25 protein-coding genes are annotated in these 18,190 nt (G+C 58.8%); 7 read left to right on the top strand and 18 right to left on the bottom strand.

Annotation, left to right across the window (positions count from 1 at the left end; genetic code table 11):
• The first annotated feature begins 26 nt into the window (after positions 1-26).
• Positions 27-578: a TetR/AcrR family transcriptional regulator gene (locus TG4357_RS11750; RefSeq protein WP_058263097.1), complete on the top strand. Its 552-nt coding sequence runs from the start codon at positions 27-29 to the stop codon at positions 576-578.
• Here the strand turns inward: TG4357_RS11750 and recO are convergent.
• The 12 genes from recO to folK form a co-directional block, all read right to left on the bottom strand.
• On the bottom strand, positions 546-1,298 hold the full coding sequence (gene recO, locus TG4357_RS11745) for a DNA repair protein RecO (protein ID WP_058263096.1): 753 nt from the start codon (positions 1,296-1,298) through the stop codon (positions 546-548). The genes TG4357_RS11750 and recO overlap by 33 nt on opposite strands.
• A 101-nt stretch (positions 1,299-1,399) precedes the next feature.
• A complete protein-coding gene (locus TG4357_RS11740; RefSeq protein WP_058263095.1) occupies positions 1,400-2,170 on the bottom strand; it encodes an abortive infection family protein in 771 nt (256 codons plus the stop codon).
• A 159-nt stretch (positions 2,171-2,329) separates the two neighbouring features.
• A complete protein-coding gene (locus TG4357_RS11735) occupies positions 2,330-2,659 on the bottom strand; it encodes a DUF1491 family protein (RefSeq protein ID WP_058263094.1) in 330 nt (109 codons plus the stop codon).
• Between the two features lie 4 nt (positions 2,660-2,663).
• Positions 2,664-3,569, bottom strand: coding sequence for a GTPase Era (era, locus tag TG4357_RS11730; RefSeq protein WP_058263093.1), 906 nt, complete (start codon positions 3,567-3,569; stop codon positions 2,664-2,666).
• A 120-nt stretch (positions 3,570-3,689) separates the two neighbouring features.
• On the bottom strand, positions 3,690-4,370 hold the full coding sequence (gene rnc / locus TG4357_RS11725; RefSeq protein WP_058263092.1) for a ribonuclease III: 681 nt from the start codon (positions 4,368-4,370) through the stop codon (positions 3,690-3,692).
• On the bottom strand, positions 4,367-5,191 hold the full coding sequence (gene lepB, locus TG4357_RS11720) for a signal peptidase I (protein WP_058263091.1): 825 nt from the start codon (positions 5,189-5,191) through the stop codon (positions 4,367-4,369). The genes rnc and lepB overlap by 4 nt, the downstream gene beginning before the upstream one ends.
• 58 nt (positions 5,192-5,249) lie before the next feature.
• Positions 5,250-5,663 (bottom strand): holo-ACP synthase, encoded by a 414-nt coding sequence (acpS, locus tag TG4357_RS11715; protein WP_058263090.1) that lies wholly within the window; start codon positions 5,661-5,663, stop codon positions 5,250-5,252.
• Positions 5,664-5,739: 76 nt separating this feature from the next.
• Positions 5,740-6,489, bottom strand: coding sequence for a pyridoxine 5'-phosphate synthase (locus TG4357_RS11710; protein ID WP_058263089.1), 750 nt, complete (start codon positions 6,487-6,489; stop codon positions 5,740-5,742).
• 43 nt (positions 6,490-6,532) lie between these two features.
• Positions 6,533-7,192 carry a DUF2062 domain-containing protein gene (locus TG4357_RS11705; RefSeq protein WP_058263088.1) on the bottom strand — a complete coding sequence of 220 codons (660 nt, stop codon included), beginning with the start codon at positions 7,190-7,192 and terminating at the stop codon, positions 6,533-6,535.
• Positions 7,193-7,209: 17 nt separating this feature from the next.
• Positions 7,210-9,342 (bottom strand): RelA/SpoT family protein, encoded by a 2,133-nt coding sequence (locus TG4357_RS11700; RefSeq protein ID WP_058263087.1) that lies wholly within the window; start codon positions 9,340-9,342, stop codon positions 7,210-7,212.
• A gap of 31 nt (positions 9,343-9,373) precedes the next feature.
• On the bottom strand, positions 9,374-9,730 hold the full coding sequence (gene rpoZ / locus TG4357_RS11695; RefSeq protein ID WP_058263086.1) for a DNA-directed RNA polymerase subunit omega: 357 nt from the start codon (positions 9,728-9,730) through the stop codon (positions 9,374-9,376).
• Positions 9,731-9,804: 74 nt separating this feature from the next.
• Positions 9,805-10,380, bottom strand: coding sequence for a 2-amino-4-hydroxy-6-hydroxymethyldihydropteridine diphosphokinase (folK, locus tag TG4357_RS11690; protein WP_058263085.1), 576 nt, complete (start codon positions 10,378-10,380; stop codon positions 9,805-9,807).
• Positions 10,381-10,522: 142 nt separating this feature from the next.
• Here folK and TG4357_RS11685 point away from each other — a divergent pair, with 142 nt between their 5' ends.
• From TG4357_RS11685 to TG4357_RS11665, 5 genes are all read left to right on the top strand, one after another.
• Positions 10,523-11,092: a LabA-like NYN domain-containing protein gene (locus TG4357_RS11685; protein WP_058263084.1), complete on the top strand. Its 570-nt coding sequence runs from the start codon at positions 10,523-10,525 to the stop codon at positions 11,090-11,092.
• Between the two features lie 128 nt (positions 11,093-11,220).
• The gene (gene ispH / locus TG4357_RS11680; RefSeq protein ID WP_058263083.1) at positions 11,221-12,171 is read left to right on the top strand and encodes a 4-hydroxy-3-methylbut-2-enyl diphosphate reductase; all 951 of its coding nucleotides are present in this window, start codon (positions 11,221-11,223) and stop codon (positions 12,169-12,171) included.
• Positions 12,172-12,174: 3 nt separating this feature from the next.
• Positions 12,175-12,762, top strand: coding sequence for a class I SAM-dependent DNA methyltransferase (locus TG4357_RS11675; RefSeq protein ID WP_058263082.1), 588 nt, complete (start codon positions 12,175-12,177; stop codon positions 12,760-12,762).
• The gene (gene rnhA, locus TG4357_RS11670; RefSeq protein ID WP_058263081.1) at positions 12,755-13,207 is read left to right on the top strand and encodes a ribonuclease HI; all 453 of its coding nucleotides are present in this window, start codon (positions 12,755-12,757) and stop codon (positions 13,205-13,207) included. The genes TG4357_RS11675 and rnhA overlap by 8 nt, the downstream gene beginning before the upstream one ends.
• A gap of 2 nt (positions 13,208-13,209) precedes the next feature.
• Positions 13,210-13,830, top strand: a complete 621-nt coding sequence (locus TG4357_RS11665; RefSeq protein WP_058263080.1) for a trimeric intracellular cation channel family protein — start codon at positions 13,210-13,212, stop codon at positions 13,828-13,830.
• 1 nt (position 13,831) lies between these two features.
• Here the strand turns inward: TG4357_RS11665 and TG4357_RS11660 are convergent, their stop codons facing one another.
• From TG4357_RS11660 to def (TG4357_RS11635), 6 genes are read right to left on the bottom strand one after another with little or no spacing between them, the layout of a single operon-like run.
• Complete coding sequence (locus TG4357_RS11660; RefSeq protein ID WP_058263079.1) at positions 13,832-14,068, bottom strand: GlsB/YeaQ/YmgE family stress response membrane protein; 237 nt, start codon at positions 14,066-14,068, stop codon at positions 13,832-13,834.
• A gap of 9 nt (positions 14,069-14,077) precedes the next feature.
• Positions 14,078-14,314, bottom strand: coding sequence for a hypothetical protein (locus tag TG4357_RS11655; protein WP_058263078.1), 237 nt, complete (start codon positions 14,312-14,314; stop codon positions 14,078-14,080).
• A gap of 15 nt (positions 14,315-14,329) precedes the next feature.
• Entirely contained in the window at positions 14,330-15,235 is a 906-nt protein-coding gene (fmt, locus tag TG4357_RS11650; RefSeq protein ID WP_058263077.1) for a methionyl-tRNA formyltransferase, read from the bottom strand.
• A gap of 21 nt (positions 15,236-15,256) precedes the next feature.
• The gene (gene def, locus TG4357_RS11645; protein WP_058263076.1) at positions 15,257-15,751 is read right to left on the bottom strand and encodes a peptide deformylase; all 495 of its coding nucleotides are present in this window, start codon (positions 15,749-15,751) and stop codon (positions 15,257-15,259) included.
• Entirely contained in the window at positions 15,748-16,248 is a 501-nt protein-coding gene (gene def, locus TG4357_RS11640) for a peptide deformylase (RefSeq protein ID WP_058263075.1), read from the bottom strand. Before def (TG4357_RS11640) ends, def (TG4357_RS11645) begins: the two co-directional genes overlap by 4 nt.
• Positions 16,245-16,763: a peptide deformylase gene (gene def / locus TG4357_RS11635; RefSeq protein WP_058263074.1), complete on the bottom strand. Its 519-nt coding sequence runs from the start codon at positions 16,761-16,763 to the stop codon at positions 16,245-16,247. The genes def (TG4357_RS11640) and def (TG4357_RS11635) overlap by 4 nt, the downstream gene beginning before the upstream one ends.
• A 251-nt stretch (positions 16,764-17,014) precedes the next feature.
• Between def (TG4357_RS11635) and TG4357_RS11630 the strand changes: the two genes are divergently transcribed.
• Positions 17,015-18,184 carry a MalY/PatB family protein gene (locus TG4357_RS11630; protein WP_058263073.1) on the top strand — a complete coding sequence of 390 codons (1,170 nt, stop codon included), beginning with the start codon at positions 17,015-17,017 and terminating at the stop codon, positions 18,182-18,184.
• Positions 18,185-18,190 lie beyond the last annotated feature (6 nt).

The raw sequence follows: 18,190 nt of genomic DNA, 5'->3' as shown, positions 1-18,190 counted from the left end.
ACCCTTCGCACTCGTATGGGTGGACCATGACCAGACAAACGCGCCTTTCGAAATCCGACTGGCTGACCGCCGGTTTTTCCGCCCTGATTCAGGACGGCCCCGCCGCATTGAAGGCCGAACCGCTGGCGCGGCGGCTGAACACCACCAAAGGGTCGTTCTACTGGCATTTCGACGATGTTCCCGCCTATCACGGTGCGCTTCTGGATACGTGGGAAGCCGAAGCTTTGTCACCTTTGGCCAAAATCCTTGAAGAAGAACCCAATTCGGGGGCCAAGCTACGCCGGTTGGGGCAACAGATCACCGATTATTCCAGCCCGGTCACCGATCACGAAAATCCTGAACCGGCGGTGCGCGCCTGGGCCCAGGGCGACGATAAAGTGGCGCAGCGGGTGGAAAAGGTCGACGGTCTGAGGTTGAACCTGCTGACTGAACTTCTGCGCGACAGCGGCATCACCAATCCCGATTGGGCCCGGGTAATCTTGGGATCGACCATCGGCATCCAAAGCCTGCCGGGAAAGGCCCGCGATACGATCGGGCCGATGGGATCACTGGTCGATCTGGTTCTGGCGCTGCGCTAAGCCGCGCACCAACTGGTCTACGAACCTCTGCCGCGCTTGCGGAATCGGTTTGCCTTGGCCGCCTTCGGCTAAGGATTTGCGCAGGAAAAATTCCGTGATTTCCAAGCCCTGCAAAATATCCGCCCCCGAAAAACCGGTTCCGCCCAACAGGCAGGGCGGCAATGGCAACAACCGGTCGGCCCAGTCCCCCGCCCCCGCGCGCGACACCGCCCGCCCGGTTTTCGGCGAAATGTAACTCAGGTCATTCGCCGTCCCGACCACGGCGCAGGTCGACAGGTCCAACCCGTACCCCAACTCGTCTAACAACGCCAATTCCCACCGCAGATAGGCCAGCGGCCAAAGCCCTGTTTCGTCCAGAACATCCAGCAATGCCTCGGTCCGCTTGTAAAGCGGCAGATGTGCTTCGCGTTCGGGCAGCGCATATAGCAGCATCGCGCAGACCGCGTTCAGTCCGGCCAGCGCCTGCCGATCCGCCATCACCATCGCCGCGCGGCTGCGCAAAGGCTCGACCGTGTAGCTGCCGATATGATCGGCCAGCCGCGCCTTCCATGTCACGTCAAGCTGCGCGCCGGGTTGCAGCACGGGGGCGATTTTCCGGCTGGTCGCGCCACGCATCACCCCCGCATGGCGACCATGGACGGGGGTGAACAGCTCCAGTATCGCCGAATTTTCGCCGTGTCGCCGTACCGCCAGCAATATGCCCTGATCGCGCCATTCCATGAGGGGGACTGTGGGGCAGGTAGAGCGGGATGTGCAAGGTGATTTGAGTTTAGGAAGGACGAGACGGTTTGGACCCTTTTCAACGTACCGCCAACTCGGCTCTATTTGCCTTTTGCCTGCCAAGTCTCAATTAAAAACAATGCCATAGAACCTGCGAGATTCACCGTTAAAGCAGCGTGACGCGGTTTGAATGGTACACGCAAGCGTCCCCCAGCATGTGCATCACCGCCTTTATTTCGCAGAGATCCAATGCTTTGAACTACACTTTGGCAGTTTCCAAGGATCGTTTTAAAAACTTCTTCCTGATGCTGCGAAGGCGCGAGATTTAAAAGCTTAGAAGCCTCTGCATATAGCTTTGGTATATTCCACTTATCGCTCCACTCTCCGCCGCTGTCTTCGATGATATGCTTGCATACCTCTTCGAGAAGAGTACTTGCAGCGGTTACGGCACCTTCTGGGTCCGTTGCCCGTCGTTCCAATGCTTTAGCCCAAAAAGTTTGTACCGCTGGCGCATCATATACGGTGATACCATCCGTAATCGTGGCGTCTGCAGCACTTCCTCCCGCCTCCAGAAAAATCAATATTGGTTTAAATGTTTCATTGACATGATTCCGGCGCAAAGCCCAAGAACCCGCGCCACTTGCCACACCCGAAAGCGCAGCACGTACCGACGCAGCGTCGTTCGAAAAGCGCACGAAATCCGGCAAAAGACGCTTACTTGCAGGGTCGCCCATTAGCTTTGAGCGAGCCAATTTATACTCAACATCGGAGCCCCCGTCTGTCGTAAGACCAATGATGTTGTTTCTTAAATGTATGGCGCATTCAAAAAGATCGTCAGGAATCTCGGGCGCGTCGAAAAAGGCGTCAGACATTTGCTCTCTCCGAAGGTTTGAGATGCTTCATTGCTTAAATATCGAGTGTCTTAAAGGAACTTGGAGCGCGGGTTAATACTTCATCCTTTTCGCCTACTTGGGGCATTGCAACTAAGTGCCCCCTCCCGCATAACGTACATTCCGATCTAACATCAGACCCTAATCCGCCAGCCCCGGTTCATCCAGCAGATGCCGCCCCTGCCGGTCCTCGACCTCGACCACCCAGAGATCGGGGTCGAAGCCGCGCTGCTTGGCGATGGCGGCATCGACATCGCGTTCCGCTCCCGCGATCAGGTCCATCCACTTGCGGTCCCCGGTCATCAGGTCAAAGGAGCGTTGATAGGCCACCGCCTGCCCGTCCAGCGTATTCAGCTTGATCAGAACCGCCCCGGCGGTGTCATCGCCATGCGACACCACGAAGGCCGGGATATCGGACAGGCGCAGCCGGGTCAGATAGGCATCGACCCAGATCCGGGCGGTCAGCCGCATCGCCTCAGTTCCCGTCCTTGAAATCCAGACCCATTTCGGAATAGCGCGCGGCTTCGTCCAGCCAGCCGGTGCGCACTTTGACCTGGAGGAACAAATGCACCTTACGGCCCAGGAATTCTTCCAATTCCTCGCGCGCGGCCTTGCCAACCGCCTTGATCGTTTCACCCTTATGGCCCAGCAAAATGCCCTTGTGACCATCGCGGGCGACATAGATCACCTGATCGATCCGGGCCGATCCGTCTTTGCGTTCTTCCCAGTTTTCGGTTTCCACCGTCAACTGATAGGGCAATTCCTGATGCAGCCGCAGGGTCAGCTTTTCACGGGTCATTTCGGCGGCGATCATCCGCATCGGCAGATCGGCAATCTGATCTTCGGGATACAACCACGGACCTTCGGGCACTTCCCCCGCCAGCCATTTGCGCAGATCCTCGACCCCATGGCCCTTTTCGGCCGAGATCATGAAGGTTTTGACGAAGGGATAGCGGTCGTTCAACTTCTGCGACAGCGCCAGCAACACCTCGGCCTTGACCCGGTCAATCTTGTTGATCGCCAAAGCCACCTTGCGGCCCTTGCCGATCTCTTCCAACCCTTCGAGGATCTTTTCCACCCCTTCGGTGACGCCGCGATGCGCTTCGATCATCAAAACGATGACATCGGCATCCGCAGCACCGCCCCAGGCGGCGGCAACCATCGCCCGGTCCAGCCGTCGGCGTGGTTTGAACAGGCCCGGCGTATCGACGAACACGATCTGGGCGTCGCCTTCGATCGCCACGCCACGAATACGGGTGCGGGTGGTCTGTACCTTGTGGGTAACGATCGACACCTTCGCCCCGACCATACGATTGGTCAGGGTCGATTTGCCCGCGTTGGGCTCTCCGATCAGGGCAACGAATCCGGCGCGTGTGGTCATGTGGGCCTCGTGTGATGAAGCGCAGTATGTAGCGACATTGCCAACCATTTACCAGAGCCGCAACAAGGCGGCGCATTCCGGAACGGATTGCCCAACGTTTTCCGGTTCGGAGACCGTCGCCTACCGCTCCAGACGCTCAAGCAGCGCCTTAGCCGCCGCCTGTTCCGCCTGTCGCTTCGACCCGGCGGTCGCTTGTTCGCTATCGCCGTTGTCCAGTTCGACCTTGATGGTAAAAACAGGCGCATGATCGGGTCCAGACCGCGCCAGTTCGGCATAGTTCGGTGGCGTCAGTCCGCGCGCTTGGGCCCATTCCTGCAGGCTGGTCTTGGCGTCGCGGGCATCGGCATCAACGCTGTCGATCCGCTTGCCCCAAAGCCGCAGCACCATATCGCGCGCCGCTTCGAACCCGGCATCCAGATAAACAGCAGCGATCACCGCTTCCATCGCGTCGCCCAGCAATGCTTGTTTGCGCCGTCCGCCCGACATCATTTCCGACCGGCCCAGTTTCAGAACCGCGCCCAGATCAATTTCCTTGGCCACGTCGGCGCAGGCTTCCTTGCGCACCAACGCATTGAACCGCGGCGCAAGTTGGCCTTCGCTGGCCGATTTGTCGCGCGCCAGCAACGCCTCGGACATCGCCAGCCCCAACACCCGGTCGCCCAGGAATTCCAGCCGTTGATTATCCGCCCGCGTTGGCGAAGACATCGACGCGTGGGTCACCGCGCGCACCAACAGATCGGGTCTGCCAAAGTGGTGCCCGATGCGGCCTTCAAAGGATCTGAGATCAGCCGACAGTTTCACATCACGGCCTTGAAAAAACGATCCGACCGCCAGGTCCAGAAATACAACATCGACCGTCCCGAAGACGAAAACACGATCCGGTCTGCCCGGCCGATCAGGTTTTCAAAGGGAACGAAACCAACGCCGCCCGATTGCTGCGGCACCCGGCTATCGGTGGAATTGTCGCGGTTATCGCCCATGAAGAAATAATTCCCCGCAGGCACGGTATAGACCGGCGTATTGTCCAGTGACTGATTGCCGATATTCAGCACGGAATGTTCCACACCGCCCGGCAGCGTTTCGATCTGGCGCGATTTGGAACAATCGCCGCCGGTCCCGACCGGACCGTTTTCGCAACGTGGGCGCAACCGTTGCGGTCCCTGCGCATCATAGGTTTCGACAAATGCGCCGTCATCTTCCAACTTGACCGCGTCGCCGTTGAGATAAAGCACGCCATTTCTGACCTGCACGGTATCCCCCGGCAACCCGATTAACCGCTTGACGTAATCCGCCCCGCTGACCGGATGGCGGAACACGATCACGTCACCGCGGTCGGGTTCCGACCCCATGAACCGGGTGTTATCGCCATCGAGAAACCCGCAGATATCCTTGGCATCAACGCCCAGCGGGCGGATCGAAGGGCACGACGCATAAGAATAGCCATAGGCCATCTTATTGACGAACAGAAAATCGCCAATCAGCAACGTGTCTTTCATCGACCCGGACGGAATCCAGAATGGCTGAAAGAAAACCGTGCGAAAAATACCCGCGATCAGCAGGGCGTAAACGACCGTTTTGATGGTTTCGACAACGGCGTTACCTTTTTTGGCGTCGGCGGCCATTTGGACTTCTCCTGAATTGCAAAGCTGCAGAGCTAGATGAGCGGATGAAACAGGCGTGTCAACCCGGTCGGGGGACCGACGGGCGGGCTTCGATCACAACAAAGGCCTGCGCCCAAGGGTGATCGTCGGTCAGGGTGACGTGAATGATCGCCTCGTGGCCCGGTGGGGTCATGTCCTGCAACCGCTCTTTCGCCCAGCCGGTCAATTCCATCACCGGCTGACCGCTGCGCAGATTGCTGACGGCCATGTCTTTCCAACTGATCCCCATCCGCAGCCCGGTGCCCAACGCCTTGGAACAGGCTTCTTTCGCCGCCCAGCGTTTGGCATAGGTGCCGGCAACATCCTTGCGCCGCTCCGCCTTGCGCTGTTCGACCTCGGTAAAGACCCGGTTGCGGAACCTGTCGCCGAACCGGTCGAGCGTCGCGGCGATGCGGTCGATATTGGCCAGATCGCTACCAATGCCAAGGATCATCGCGTCACCTTCCAAGCAACACCCCGAACGGTTACGAACAGCCCGGGCTGTTTTGCGTGCAAACAAGCGGTGCAGATCACCCCCGGACCTCGTCCATCAGACGGCGCATTTCCTCTATCGCCGGAACCAGCCCGCGGAAAATCGCCTCGCCAATGATGAAATGGCCGATATTGAGTTCCATCACTTCGGGAAAGGCCGCAATCGGCTGTACGGTGTCATAGGTCAGTCCGTGACCGGCATGGACTTCCAGCCCCAAAGAATGGGCATAGGCGGACATGTCGCGCAGCGCCTGCAATTCGCGGTCGTGATCGTCCATCCGGCCTTCGGCATGGGAATCGCAATAAGCGCCGGTATGCAATTCGATCACCTGCGCTCCGATCCGCGCGGCGGCTTCGATCTGCTTTCTATCGGCGGCGATGAAAATCGACACCCGGCAACCCGCCTCGCGCAAGGGGGCAATGTAATGGGCCAGCCGGTTTTCTTCGCGCGCCACTTCCAACCCGCCTTCGGTGGTCCGTTCCTCGCGTTTTTCTGGCACCAGGCAAATCGCATGCGGTTTGTGCCGCAGCGCGATCTTCTGCATCTCCTCGGTCGCCGCCATTTCGAAATTCAACGGCACCGACAAAACCTCCATCAGCCCGTCGATATCGGCATCCGATATGTGTCGGCGGTCTTCGCGCAGATGCGCGGTAATACCATCGGCCCCGGCCTGTTCGGCCAATCGGGCCGCCCGCAGCGGATCGGGATAGGCCCCGCCGCGTGCATTGCGCACCGTTGCCACATGATCGATATTCACGCCAAGGCGCAGTTTCCCCAAGGGCTGCATCGCCTTCTCCTGTCTTCCAATGACCATCCCCGTCAGCGGCAACCTAATCCTGTTTGGACCGCTCGTCAGCCTTCCGGTTTGCTTTTTTCTTCAGTGCGTTGAATTTCGCCTTCAGCACGCCTTTGCGCCGGTGCTGATAGGCCCGGATCAGCGGCACCGAAATGTAATAGGCGATCAACCCGGCAATGATACCGGGAACGATGCCACCGATCATATAGGGGAAGAAAACTTCGTCATAAAACACATTCAACCGATGCCAATCCATATCGGCATCGGTAAACATGGCAAAGAAATTGTGTTGCAGATCGGCGCTCGCATCAAGGAATTTGCCGGCCAGAGATCGCTGCACTTCTTCGTGATGCAGATGACGCCCCAGCAGGAAATAGCCGGTCTTCATCGAAATCAGCCCGATCGGCAGATAGGTCAGCGGATTGCCGAAAAACGTCCCCAGCAGCGCCGCAAGGATATTGCCGCGCAGAATGAAGGCCAAACAGCCGGCAACGACGAAATGCATACCGAAAAACGGGGTGAAGGTGGTGAACACGCCGGCAAAGATGCCGCGGGCGATCTTTTCGGGCGAATCGGGCAGCCGGTGCAGCCGGTGCTTTACATATTGCGCCGCCCGCGCCCAACCGCCGCGGGGCCAGAAGAATTCAAACACGATCCTCCAGATCGGTCGTCGGTCGCGGCGTTTGAAAACCAAGGCTTACCGCCCTCCTGCTAGCCCGCTTGCATGTTTGCGCGTGTCGGGTCCCGGTGCCGCTGAACCGCCGCGACATCGCTTTCGGCCTCCAGCGCAGACATGACCGAATGCAGATGTTCGGCATCCCTGAGTTCGATTTCAATCAGCAACCGGAAGAAATCGGGCTTACGGTCGACAAAAACAAGATCCGCAATATTGGCCTTCTGTTCGCCGATCAATGTGCAAATACGTCCCAGCACCCCGGCATCGTTGCCGATGGTCACATTCAACGTCGTGGCATGGATCGCCGGATGTTTGCCCGCGTGCCAATGCAAATCCATCCAGCGGTTGGGCTGATCTTCGTAATTGGCCAAGGCTTCGCAGTCGATGGCGTGCACGATCACACCTTTGCCACGATGGGAAATCCCGACGATGCGTTCGCCCGGCAATGGCTGGCAACAGCGCGCGATGGTGAAATGCTGATCATGCGACAACCCCACCACGGCACCGCGCAATTCGATATCGTCCGATTCCGCTTCGCTGAGTTCGGGGTAAACCGCGTGCAGAACATCCCGAGTCGTCAGTTCGGCACTGCCCAGCAACGCCAGCAGCATATCGGTATCTTCCAGCCGCAGGTTCCGGGCCGCCGTTTCCAACGCCTTGTCGGTGGCCTTCTTGCCGACATGATCAAAGGCCGAACGCGCCAATTCCCGGCCCAGCTTGGAAAACCGTTCGCGGTCCACTTCGCGCAGCGCCCGACGGATCGCGGTCCGTGCCTTGCCGGTGGTGGCAATATCAAGCCAGGTCGCCTGCGGCGTCTGGCCTTCGGCGGTGATGATTTCGATCGATTGACCATTCTTGACCCGGGTCCACAACGGCACCCGCATTCCGTCGATCTTGGCCCCGACACAGGCGTTGCCGATCCGGGTGTGGATGGCATAGGCGAAATCGATCGGCGTCGCGCCTTTGGGCAATTTTACCACTTCGCCCTTCGGGGTGAAGCAGAACACCTTGTCGGTGTACATTTCCAGCTTCACCGCTTCCAGGAATGCGTCGTGATCTTCTTCGGCGTTGAACTGTTCAGTCAGACCGGCCAACCATTTGGCAGGATCAACCGCAAACGGGTTCATCGCCCGCACACCATCACGATAAGACCAATGCGCCGCGACCCCGGTTTCGGCCACGTCATGCATCTGCCGGGTGCGGATCTGCACCTCGACCCGCTTGCCATCACGACCCGACACGGTGGTATGGATCGACCGGTATCCGTTCGATTTCGGTTGGCTTATGTAATCCTTGAACCGCCCGGGCACTGCCCGCCAACGTTGATGGATCACCCCCAAGGCGCGGTAACAATCGTCTTCGCTATTGGTGATCACCCGGAACCCGTAGATATCGGACAGCCGGGAAAAGCCCACGTCCTTTTCTGACATCTTGCGCCAGATCGAATAGGGCTTCTTGGCGCGGCCGAAAACCTGCGCATCGATACCGACCTCGTCCAGTTCTTGCCGCATGTCGCCGGTGATTCGGTGAATCACGTCGCCGGTTTCGTTCTGCAGCATCACAAACCGCCGCATGATCGACGCGCGCGCTTCGGGGTTCAACACCTTGAAGGCCAGGTCTTCCAGTTCCTCGCGCATCGACTGCATCCCCATGCGCCCGGCCAGCGGGGCATAGATTTCCATCGTTTCGCGCGCCTTCTGGGACTGCTTGTCCGGGCGCATCGCCTTGATCGTGCGCATATTGTGCAGACGGTCGGCCAGCTTGACCAAAATCACCCGCAAGTCCTTGGACATCGCCATGAACAGCTTGCGGAAATTTTCCGCCTGCTTGGTTTCGGAACTGGACAATTGCAGATTGGTCAGCTTGGTAACGCCGTCGACCAGATCGGCGATTTCTTTGCCGAACCGCTTTTCGACCTCGGAATAGGATGCCTTGGTATCTTCGACCGTGTCATGCAGCAACGCCGTCACGATGGTCGCATCATCCAGACGCTGTTCGGTCAGAATCGCGGCCACGGCAACGGGATGGGTGAAATAAGGTTCACCCGAATGACGGAACTGGCCTTCATGCATCGCAAGGCCAAACGCATAGGCCTCGCGCAGCAGATTTTCGTTGGTTTTCGGGTTATAATTACAGACCAGAGCGATCAGGTCATCAACCGCGATCATCTTGTCCGTAATCCCTTTGTGCGGATCAGGGTCAGCCCTGTCCTTGTGCTTCCATCAGCTGACGCAGCAGCATTTCTTCGGACATGTCGTCTTCGGCCGGTTTGTCGGCTTCGCCACCGCCCATCAACAAGGCCATGGAATCTTCTTCCGGCTCGTCGATTTCGATCTGGGTCTGGTTGCTTTCGATCAGACGCTCGCGCAGATCGTCGGCCGACTGGGTTTCCTCGGCGATTTCGCGCAGCGCCACAACCGGGTTCTTATCGTTGTCGCGGTCCACGGTCAGCAAAGAACCCGAAGCGATTTCGCGGGCACGGTGCGATGCAAGCATCACCAGCTCGAAACGGTTCGGTACCTTGTCTACGCAATCTTCAACGGTAACACGGGCCATCGGGGCACTCCAATCAGGGGCAGGCAGTAGAAAGGGTGTATGTACGGCGGTAGATGGGGCTTTACAAGGCGAAATTATACCGCAACCACCTTGTTTTTGGCCATTTTTGGCAATTGCGCGCACAATTCCGCGACACTCTTGCCCAAGATCGGATGTTTCCAGCCCGCAGCGACTTCGCAAAGCGGCACCAGGACAAAGGCTCGATCCTGAATCCGGGGATGCGGGAGAATCAGTTGCTCTGGCGCCAACGTCATCTGGTCCGAAATCGGCAGGTCGATCCATTGCCCGACGGTGGCCCGATCCGGCAGAACATGATTACCAACGGCAATTAAATCCAGATCAAGCGTTCGACCGGCCCACCGACCAGCAGCCATCGGCCTTTTTCTGCCAAAACGCTCTTCAACCTTATGTAGTATAGACAGTATTTCTACGGGAGTTTTTTCCGTACGGCAACGTAGGGCACCATTCACATAATCCGGCCCGGCCCCTTCTGGGAAGCAAGGCGTTATAAATAAACGACTTTTCTCAACAATTTCGACCCCCTCCGCGGGCAGTTCGGCGATGGCCTTACGCAGTGTAACCTCAGGTAACTCGCCCGCAAGTGGCAGGTTGGCCCCGAAAGCGATCAATATATCCTGAGTAGCATCCATGCCCCGACCTATCCCTTTGATACTGGCGCTCAACTTGCGCCATGTATCATTCCATCCTATTTTTATTTGTAAGCGCGGTGGCGAATTTATTTTTTATACACTCACGGACTTGTCGCCAAGCTGATAATCGGAAGGAAATTTGATGTTCTACAAAGACGAACGGCTGGCGCTGTTCATCGATGGGTCCAACCTGTATGCAGCCGCAAAGGCGCTTGGCTTCGATATCGACTACAAGCTGCTTCGGCAAGAATTCATGCGTCGTGGCAAGTTGCTGCGCGCCTTCTACTACACTGCCTTGTTAGAGAATGACGAATATTCTCCGATCCGGCCGCTGGTAGACTGGCTGCATTACAACGGGTTCACCATGGTGACCAAACCTGCCAAGGAATACACCGACAGTCAGGGCCGCCGTAAGGTCAAAGGCAACATGGATATCGAACTTGCCGTCGATGCCATGGAACTGGCCCCGCGTGTCGATCATATCGTGCTGTTTTCCGGCGACGGCGATTTCCGCCCGTTGGTGGAAAGCCTGCAGCGTCAGGGCGTCCGGGTTTCGGTCGTTTCGACCATCCGCAGCCAGCCGCCGATGATTGCCGACGAACTTCGCCGCCAGGCCGATAATTTCATCGAACTGGACGAATTGAAGGACGTGATCGGCCGGCCACCGCGAGAAATGCCCGCAGATCGTGAAGTGGCCTATTCGGCGGACTGATCTCCACCTGCTGCAATGCATAAAACGGGGCTGCGCTTGGCGGCCCCGTTTTCCGTCCGGGCCATAGCGCACGGGGGCTGGACCCGGGCACCGCATGACCTTACCTGTGAACCGACAGGAGATTGCAGATGACCAAACCGCCCCTCACGCTTTATCTGGCCGCCCCGCGCGGGTTCTGCGCCGGTGTCGACCGCGCCATCAAGATCGTCGAAATGGCGATCCAGAAATGGGGTGCACCGGTCTTTGTTCGCCACGAAATCGTCCATAACAAATTCGTCGTTGACCGGTTGAAGGATCAAGGCGCGGTCTTCGTTGAAGACCTCAGCGATTGCCCCGACGACCGGCCGGTGATCTTTTCCGCCCATGGTGTGCCGAAATCGGTCCCCGAAGCAGCGCAGGCGCGGCAGATGATTTTCGTCGATGCCACCTGCCCTCTGGTCAGCAAGGTCCATATCGAAGCCGAACGCCATTCCGAAGCCGGATTGCAGATCATCATGATTGGCCATGACGGCCATCCCGAAACCATCGGCACCATGGGTCAATTGCCGATCGGCGAAGTTCTGTTGGTCGAAACCGTCGGCGATGTCGCTTTGGTCGACGTGCGCGACCCTGACAAATTGGCCTTCGTCACCCAAACCACCCTGTCGATCGACGATACCAAGGATATCGTCGCAGCGCTTCAGGCGCGCTTCCCGGCCATTCAGGGCCCGCATAAGGAAGATATTTGTTACGCCACCACCAACCGACAAGAAGCGGTCAAGGCTATGGCACCGCAAATCGATGCGCTGCTGGTCGTTGGCGCCCCGAATTCCTCCAATTCCCGCCGTCTGGTCGAAGTCGGTGCGCGTAACGGCTGCGCCTATGCCCAATTGGTGCAGCGGGCCACTGATATCGATTGGCGCGCATTAGACGGGATTTCGTCCATCGGGATCACCGCCGGGGCCTCGGCCCCCGAAATTCTGGTCGACGAAGTCATCGCCGCCCTGCGCGACCGCTTCGACGTGACCGTGACCGAAGTGGAAACCGCCAAGGAAAACATTGAATTCAAAGTCCCGCGCGTATTGCGCGAACCGGCCTGACAGATGGACCCGGAAACCATCCGCATCTACGACACCCGGGCGCAGGAATACGCGCAGGTAACGGCGGCTGAAACGCCCGGTCGTTTGCTTTCGGACTTCATCGCGGCGCAACCCAAAGGCGGTTCAGTGCTGGATCTCGGCTGTGGTCCGGGGATCGCGGCCGGCTGGATGGCCAAGGCAGGGCTGAAGGTCGACGCCACCGACGCCTCGGCGGAAATGGTGGCATTGGCCGGGCAACATCCCGGCGTCAACGCCAAGCAGGCGCTGTTTGACGATCTTGACGTCGTAGGCCGATACGATGGGATCTGGGCCAATTTCAGCTTGCTGCACGCCCCGCGCGCCGACATGCCAAGGCACCTCGCTGCCATTCACCGGGCGTTGAAACCCGGCGGCCTATTCCACATGGCCCTGAAAACCGGACAGGGTGAAAAACGCGACCCGATCGGGCGCTACTACAGCTATTATTCCGAACCCGAAGTCCTGGACTTATTGCATGCTGCGGGTTTCACCCCGACGAAAATCGTGCATGGTCGCGATAAAGGGCTGGACGAGGTGGTGGCCGATTGGATATCGGTGGCCTCCCATGGCTGACTTATTCGCATATACCGACGGGGCTTGCTCCGGCAATCCCGGCCCCGGCGGCTGGGGTGTGTTACTGCGCGCGACCGATGGCGACACCGTCCTGAAGGAACGCCAACTCAAAGGCGGCGCGGCAGAAACCACCAATAACCAGATGGAACTGATGGCCGCGATCATGGCCCTGGAAACCCTGGAAAAACCCAGCGACCTGACCGTTGTCACCGACAGCGCCTATGTTAAAAACGGCGTCACCGGCTGGATTTTCGGCTGGAAACGGAACGGTTGGAAAACCTCGAACAAAAAGCCGGTGAAAAACGTCGACCTGTGGCAACGCCTGGATGCGGCACAAGCCCGGCATCAGGTGACATGGCAATGGGTCAAGGGCCATGCTGGTCATCCCGAAAACGAATTGGCGGATGAACTGGCCCGCGCCGGAATGGCACCTTATAAGTCCTGATCATGACAAACCTGATCTTGCTGGATTACGCCTCGGTACTGGTCTTTGCCCTGACCGGCGCTTTGGCTGCGTCACGGGCGCAGCTCGACCTGGTCGGGTTCGTGTTCATCGCCAGCCTGACCGCGCTTGGCGGCGGCACTCTGCGCGATATGTTGCTGGACCGGACGCCGTTATGGATTGATCAGCCGGGCTTTGTCGGCGTCGCCGCTTTGGCCGCAGTGGTGGTGTTCTTCACCGCCCATTTGTTGGAAAGCCGCTATCGTGCGCTGCTCTGGCTTGACAGTCTGGCGCTGGCCGTTGCTGTGCCCGCAGGCGCAGAGGTGGCGATCAGCCTGTCGCAACCTTGGCCGGTCGTTCTGATCATGGGGACCCTGACCGGCACATTCGGCGGCATGATGCGCGATGTGGTCTGTAACGAAGTGCCCTTGGTCCTGAAAAAAGGTGAACTCTACGTCACCGCCGCCTTTGCCGGGTCCACCGCGATGGTGTTGGCCGCTATGGTTGACGTCGCTCCACTGGCGCTCGCCGCAATCGGCGGGCTGGTGACATGGGCGTTGCGCGCCGGGTCGCTGACTTTTGGTTGGAGCCTGCCCAATTACAAAAGCCGCCCGCCCCGGCGCTGACCTACTTGTTCTGAAACGTCTGCCAGGCCCAGATTAGCAACATCGCGCCCAAAACCGCGCCGATCAAGCCTGCGGCGGCCCCCATCATTGCCAGCAAGGCGCGCAGCACCAAACCGCCGATCAACGCCCCGGCAATGCCGATGCCGATTGTCGGCAAGATACCGGTCTCGATATTCATCAGCCTTGTGGCCAAAAACCCTGCGGCAGCGCCGATAATGATCAACCAGACAATGGCCATGACATGCTCCTATTTACGATAATGGGTCGGCACGATGATCAGTGCCCCGATGGCGGAAAGGATCGCGTCGATTCCCGGCGCACCGAAACGCAGCCCGAACATGATGCGAATGAAGTAAAACAGGAACGCTCCACCGACGCAGATGATGATCGACGGGACATAACCGTTGCGGGTGAACCCGGTCTTTTCCGCCAGATAGCCAACGATCCCGGCAATCACCACGGTTCCGATCAGCGTTGGAAACATGCTTTTTCCTTCGGGTTAGAGCCGCGTTCCCTTTGGCAACGCCATGCCGCGCAGAAATATATCGGCATCCTGAGCCGCCTTGCCCGCCCGTTGCAAGCGTAAAAGCCGTACCGCGCCCGTACCGCAGGCCACGGTCAACCGGTCGTCCAACACCTCGCCCGGATCGCCCGCGCCATCCACCAGACACGATGCCAGCAGCTTGATCCGCTGGCCATCCAGTTCGACATAGGCACCGGGAAACGGCGACAACCCACGGATCTTGCGGTCGACCGCTTCGGCCGGTGCGGTCCAGTCGATCGCTGCCTCGGCCTTGTCGATCTTGTGAGCATAGCTCACGCCCTCCTCGGGCTGCACCTCGGCTGTCAATGCGTCCAGCCGCGCCAAAGCTTCGACGATCAATCCCGCGCCCATTTCGGACAGGCGGTCATGCAGCAATGCGGTGGTATCCTGCGCCCCGATCGGTGTCGCGCGACGCAACAGAACCGGACCGGTATCCAGACCCGCCTCCATCTGCATGATGCATATGCCGGTTTCGCCATCCCCCGCCATGATCGCCCGATGGATCGGCGCCGCCCCGCGCCAACGCGGCAACAATGAGGCGTGAATATTCAGGCAGCCATGTTTCGGCGCGTCCAGAATTGCTTGCGGCAGGATCAGCCCATAGGCCACCACCACCGCCACATCCGCGTTCAGCGCCGCAAACGCAGCTTGTTCTTCGGGCGATTTCAACGACGCCGGATGGCGCACTTGCAACCCCAGCTCCAGCGCCTTGGCATGTACCGGGGTCGGCCGGTCCTTCTTGCCACGCCCTGCCGGACGCGGCGGCTGGCAATAGACCGCAGCGATATCGTGACCCGCCGCGACCAATACTTCCAGCACTGGCACCGAAAATTCCGGTGTTCCCATGAAAATCACACGCATCACTTTATCCTTCCACCCGCCCTAGCGCAGCTTGCCCGCCTTCTTGATCAACATATCGCGTTTCATCCGGCTGAGATGGTCGAAATACATCTTGCCGTTCAGATGGTCGACCTGATGTTGCACGCTGGTCGCCCACAACCCGACAAAATCACGGTCTTCGACCGCGCCCTGTTCGTTCAGGAACCGCACCGTCACCGCACGCGGGCGGCTGATCGTGGCATGGACACCGGGCAGGTTCGGGCTTGCTTCGTCATGGTCGCGCAATTGCACGCTGGCATGCAGGATTTCAGGGTTCGCCATCCGTACCGCCTGACCGCGCTCGGGACTGGCATCGACCACCGCCAATCGCTGCATCACCCCGATCTGCACCGCGGCCAAACCGACCCCCGGCATCGCCTCCATCGTGTCGATCATGTCGGTCCAGATGGCGCGAATGTCGTCGCTGATTTCAGCCACCGGATCGGCCACCATACGCAACCGTTTGTCAGGCCAGGCCAAGCATTTGCGTGCTGTCATGTTGTCCGCCCTAAATAAGCGCCTTCGATCCGATCCCGATCTTCAGCAGACAGATGATCGAAAATCACCCGACCCTCCAGATGGTCGTATTCGTGCTGGGCGCATTTCGCTTCGAACCCGTCAAGTTTGCGGTCTACTATCGCCCCGTCCAACCCGCGCCAACGCAGGGTGATCCGCGCCGGGCGGGTCACATCCGCCGGTGCATTCGGAATCGACAAACAACCTTCTTCGCCCGCGATCACGTCTTCTGACGCGGCAACGATTTCGGGATTGATGCAGATGATCGGCGTCATGTCGCCATCCTTCCATCCGCAATCCATTACGAAAACCCGCTTCATCACCCCGACCTGTGGTGCCGCCAACCCGCGCCCCGGCGCGTCATACATGGTTTCCAGCATATCACCGATCAACGCGCTGACATCCTCGTCCGCACCCACCGGTTCGCAGCGCTGCGACAGACGCGGATCGGGCCATAACAGGATCGGTCGCACGCTCACGCCCGGGTGCGCTCGCGTTTCAGTTTCTGCATCTTGCGGGTAATCATCTGCCGCTTCATCGGCTTCAGGTAATCGATGAACAACGTCCCTTCCAGATGGTCGATTTCATGCTGCACGCAGGTCGCCCAGAGATCGGCAAAGGTTTCGCGCTGAACGTTGCCATCGCGGTCGACCCATTCCACCGTCACATCTGCCGGGCGTTCGATCTCGGCAAATTGTTCCGGGATCGACAGGCAGCCTTCTTCATAAGTGTTCTTCTCATCCGAGGTTTCGATCACCTTGGGGTTGAACATGATCAAGGGTCGCGGCGTTTCGTCCTTTTCCTTGGCGCAATCAAGCACGATCAGACGATCCAGAACCCCCACCTGCGGCGCGGCCAGACCGATGCCGGGCGCGTCATACATGGTTTCCAGCATATCATCGGCCAGTTGGCGCAGATCGTCAGACAGATCGGGGACGACTGCACACTGCTTTTTAAGGCGTGGATCGGGATGGATCAGGATCGGGCGTTTCATGAAAGTGGATTTAGGGTATGGCCCCCGCAGGCGCAATGGGCCAGTATTTTGAAATAGGGCGAAAATTGCGTGCAATGCAGAAAAATAATCCCCAATCGTCAATCTTTCGAAGTGCAATTTCCCAATTTTTAACCAGCCTAAGGAAATCACTTCCAAAATTCGCAATAATATCGGAACTTTCGTCCACCGCAGTCGAACATCGCCGCATTCTGCGCAAAGCTGCATCCGCAACCCATCCAAGGAGACCCTGAATGACCTTCGACACAATCATAGACCGTTTTGACACCCATTCCGCCAAATGGGACATGATGGAAAAAATCTATGGTGTTCCGGCCAGCGATGGCATTGCGATGTGGGTTGCCGATATGGATTTCCGTGCCCCCGACTGCGTACAGAACGCCATCGCCAAGATGCACGAGCATGGCATCTATGGCTATTACGGTGACGACAGCAGCTATCGCAACGCGATCTGCTGGTGGATGCAGACCCGCCACGGCTGGGACGTCGATCCGCAGGCGATCTTCACCACGCATGGGCTGGTCAACGGTACGGCGCTTTGCGTCGACACCTTCACCGAACCGGGCGATGGTGTGGTTCTGATGACCCCGGTCTATCACGCCTTCGCCAAGGTGATCCGCGCCAATAATCGCCGTGTGGTCGAATGCGATCTGGCGCTCACCGATGGCCGTTATGAAATGGATTTCGACGCCTGGGATCAACAGCTCGACGGTTCGGAAAAGATGATGATCCTGTGTTCGCCGCACAATCCCGGCGGCCGGGTCTGGACCAGGGCCGAACTGGACGGCGTCGCCGCCTTTGCGAAACGCCACGACCTGATCCTTGTGTCGGACGAAATCCATCACGATCTGGTCTTTCCCGGCACCACCCATACACCGATGGCGCAGATCGAAGGCATCGCCGACCGGCTGATCATGATGACTGCCACCACCAAGACCTTCAACATCGCCGGCAGCCATTCCGGCAATGTGATCATCCCCGACCCTGACCTTCGGGCAAAATTCGCCGACAGGATGGCCGCACTCGGGATGTCGCCCAATTCTTTTGGTCTGGCCATGGCCGAAGCCGCCTACAGCCCCGAAGGTGCGGCCTGGGTCGATGACCTGCTGGCCTATCTCGATGGGAACCGGCAGGTGTTCGATGCCGGGATCAACGCCATTCCCGGTTTGACCTCGATGCCGCTCGAAGCAACCTATCTGGCGTGGGTCGATTTTTCCGGCACCGGCATGGACCGCGAAGAATACACCAAACGGGTCGAACAAGGCGCGAAAATAGCGGTCAATCACGGCCCCACATTCGGGTCAGGCGGCGATGATTTCTTGCGTTTCAACCTGGCCACGCCGCGTGCCTTGGTGCAACAGGCGGTGGACCGGATGCAGGCGGCCTTTGCCGACCTGCAATAAGGTTCA

The sequence above is a fragment of the Thalassovita gelatinovora genome, from assembly GCF_001458355.1.
Taxonomy (GTDB): domain Bacteria; phylum Pseudomonadota; class Alphaproteobacteria; order Rhodobacterales; family Rhodobacteraceae; genus Thalassobius; species Thalassobius gelatinovorus.
Note: the sequence above shows the minus strand (reverse complement) of the source record. Positions and strands in the feature narration are given on the sequence as shown.